This window comes from Sphingomonas sp., from assembly GCF_031380695.1.
Lineage (GTDB): Bacteria > Pseudomonadota > Alphaproteobacteria > Sphingomonadales > Sphingomonadaceae > Sphingomicrobium.
Window position 1 is genome coordinate 1 of the sequence record NZ_JANMWY010000268.1, and the last position, 3,352, is coordinate 3,352.

General features: G+C 65.1%; 3 protein-coding genes and 1 other RNA gene. All 4 read right to left on the bottom strand.

From position 1 onward, the window contains the following. Positions 1-920 (bottom strand): AMP-binding protein (locus tag RMN84_RS09630; protein WP_309611958.1); only part of this gene is annotated, 920 nt, incomplete at its 3' end. 78 nt (positions 921-998) lie between these two features. Beyond that, positions 999-1,322 (bottom strand): YbaB/EbfC family nucleoid-associated protein, encoded by a 324-nt coding sequence (locus RMN84_RS09635; RefSeq protein ID WP_309611957.1) that lies wholly within the window; start codon positions 1,320-1,322, stop codon positions 999-1,001. After that, complete coding sequence (locus RMN84_RS09640) at positions 1,306-2,919, bottom strand: DNA polymerase III subunit gamma/tau (RefSeq protein ID WP_309611959.1); 1,614 nt, start codon at positions 2,917-2,919, stop codon at positions 1,306-1,308. Before RMN84_RS09640 ends, RMN84_RS09635 begins: the two co-directional genes overlap by 17 nt. A 300-nt stretch (positions 2,920-3,219) precedes the next feature. Then, positions 3,220-3,314: signal recognition particle sRNA small type (gene ffs, locus RMN84_RS09645), an RNA gene on the bottom strand. Positions 3,315-3,352: the final 38 nt, after the last annotated feature.

Genomic DNA, 3,352 nt, shown 5'->3' on the forward strand with positions numbered 1-3,352 from the left:
GCGCGGAACCACTCGATCATCGCGCGCGGTGCGGCCGATCCACCGATGGTCACGTTGGTCAGCGCGCCCAGCTTCTCGCCGCTGCGTTCGATATACTCGATCATGCCGAGCCACACCGTCGGCACGCCGGCCGAATGGGTCACGCCTTCATCGCGGAACAGCGCGCACAGCTCGGCCGGGCGGTAATCTGCGGACAGGACGAGCTTGCAGCCGGTCAACGGCGCCGCCCACGGAATGCCCCAGGCATTGGCGTGGAACATCGGCACGATCGGCATGACCACGGCGCGGGCCGACAGATCGAACACGTCGGGCGCGACCTCGGCCATGGCGTGGAGCACGCTCGACCGGTGCGAATAAAGTACGCCCTTGGGGTTGCCGGTCGTCCCGCTAGTGTAACACAGCGAGCAGGGATCGTTCTCGTCGCCCTCGACCCAGGTAAAATTCCCGTCATGGGGTTCGAGCCAGGCGGCGAAGCTATTGGCGTCGCCCTCAGGCGCGTCGAAACATACATATTGCTCGATACCCGGCCAGCGGGGCTTCATCCGATCGACCAGATCGGTGAACACATAGTCGTAGAGCAGCACGCGATCGCCGCCATGATTGGCGATGAAATCAAGCTGCTCGTCGAACAGGCGCGGGTTGAGCGTGTGCAGCACGGCCCCGGTCCCGATCACGCCGTACCAGGCGGTCAGATGCGCGCTATGGTTCATAGCCAGCGTGCCGACGCGGTCGCCCGGCTTGATCCCGGCGGCCTTCAGCGCCTGCCCCATGCGCCGCGCATCTTGGGCGACGCCGCGCCAATTGGTGCGGGTCATGAGGCCATTGGCCCACAAGCTCACGATTTCGCGCCCGCCATGTTCGCGTTCGGCATGGTCGACCATCCGCATGACGCGCAGCGGCCAGTCCTGCATTGCACCCATCGTCACGACACATCCCCCTGATCGGCTCTGTTCCGGGCAAGCGAAAGGTGACGGCAATTTTCCGCGGAAGCAAGCGCTTTAGAAGGGCATTTTGAACCCCGGCGGCAAGGCCATTCCCGAAGTCACTTTCTGCATCTCGATACCGGCAGCGACGTCGGCCTTGATGCGCGCATCGTTGATGGCGGCGGCAATCAAATCCTCGCACATTGCCTTTTCCGACATCTGCATGAGGCTGTCGTCGAGGGTGACCCCCAGGATGCGGCCCTTGGCGGTTGCGCGAATCCGCACCATCCCGCCGCCCGACACGCCCTCGATCTCGATGGTGTCGAGATTGTCCTGCGCGCGTTGCAGTTCGGCCTGCGCTTCCTGGGCCATTTTCATGATGTCATCGAGATTGGGCATGGGCGTGGCCTTTCGGTTCAATCGATTCGAGGGTGGCGTCGGGGAAGGCGGCAAGCAACGCTTTCATCGCCGGTTCTTCCATCACGGCGGCGCGGGCCTGCTCGTCGGCCATCTGCTCCTGCTCGCGCAACGACGACTCACCGCCGCTGTCACTTAGCGTTATGTTCCAGCTGGTTCTGGTCGCCTCCTTCGCTTCGATCGCAAGGTCGCGAGCAAAATCGGGACCGAGCGGGCGGACCGGTCGCAACTGCACCTCACCGGCGGCAAAGCAGACCAGCCCGACCTGATCGCGCAACTGGATTCCGCGCCTGTGGAAGCCCTTGGCCTCCAATTGCTCGACGAAGGCGATGAAGGTCTCTGGGGCGCTCGCCATCGACGCCGACTCAGTCGGCGCCGGGCGCGCGCCCCCCGCCACGGTCACCGCCCCCTCCCAGCTCGCCAGTCGCGCCCGCAGCGCCGCCGGATCGGGCAAATCGGCGGCATGGACCAGGCGCAGCAACGCCATCGCCGCCGCCTCGCGCGGGTCGGGCGCGATCGTCACGTCCTGCAGCCCCTTGAGCAACAACTGCCACAATCGGTGCAACAACGCCCAGCCGAGCTTGCCGGCCAGATCGGCGGCCGCCTCGCGCTCCTCCACCGACTGCATCACATCCTCGGGCGCGCCGGCCTTGACCCGGCTTATGGCATGAACCGTCTCCATCATCCCGCGCAGGAGCGACGCCGGGTCGATCCCAAGCACATGACCTTCGTCGAGTTGGCTCAACGTCGCCGCCGCATCCCCCGCTACCAGCGTTGCGAACAGCCGCCGCACGCGCCCGCGATCGGCCAGGCCGAGCATGTCGCGCACGTCGGCGGTGGTCACCAGGCCCTCGCCATGGGCAATCGCCTGGTCGAGGATCGACAGTCCGTCGCGGGCCGATCCCTCGGCGGCGCGGGCGATGACGGTGAGCGCCTCGGGCTCAACCTCGATCCCTTCCTTGGCGGCGACCATCGCGAAATGGGCGGCGAGCGTTTCGGCCGGGATGCGCTTCAAATCGAACCGCTGGCAGCGCGACAGGATGGTCACCGGCACCTTGCCGACTTCGGTCGTCGCCATCAGGAACTTGACGTGGGCGGGCGGCTCCTCGAGCGTCTTGAGCAGTGCGTTGAACGCCGGCTTCGACATCATGTGGACTTCGTCGATGATGTAGATCTTGTAGCGCGCTGAGACCGCCGAATAGCGGACCGCTTCGATCATTTCGCGGACGTCTTCGACGCCGTTGTGCGACGCGGCGTCAATCTCCATCACGTCGATGAAACGGCCGTCGGCGATCGCGCGGCAGGGCTCGCACACCCCGCACGGGTCGATCGTCGGCCCGCCCTGTTCGTCCGGCCCGATACAGTTGAGCGCCTTCGCCACAAGCCGTGCGGTCGACGTCTTGCCGACCCCGCGCACCCCGGTCAGCAGGAAGGCATGGGCGATCCGCCCGCGCGCAATGGCGTTGCCCAGCGTCGTCACCATCGCGTCTTGGCCGATTAGCTCGGAAAAGCTCTGCGGACGATATTTGCGGGCGAGAACGCGGTAAGCGGCGGCCTCTGTCGCTGCGGACGGCACCATCTCGGGCAGATCGAGGCCGAAGCCGGGTGATTCGTCGTTGTTCATTGAGGCGGGTTTAGGGCGTTGTGGTCGTCATTGCGAGGAGGCGCACGCAACAATAGCTCGTCATCCCGGACTTGTCCTGGGATCCCGCTACTGTCTCCTACCTCGTCATCCCGGACTTGATCCGGGATCCCGCTTCTATCCTGTTTTAAAAAAGGCCGTCATGGAGTAAATCCGTGACGTTAGTCCTGTCACTTCGCGCAGGCTGGCCGACATTCGCTGACTCCACAAATAGCTCCGCTATCTGTGGCAGCTCATGCGGTAGGAGCCGGACGACCCGGGACGAAATCGTTGTGGCTGCTTCCTTCCGGATCTGACCAGGTTGGCGACAGACCCGTCCGCCCGACTCCCGCCGCGCATATGGGGGAAAGGCGGGGCGCGATCAACCAGC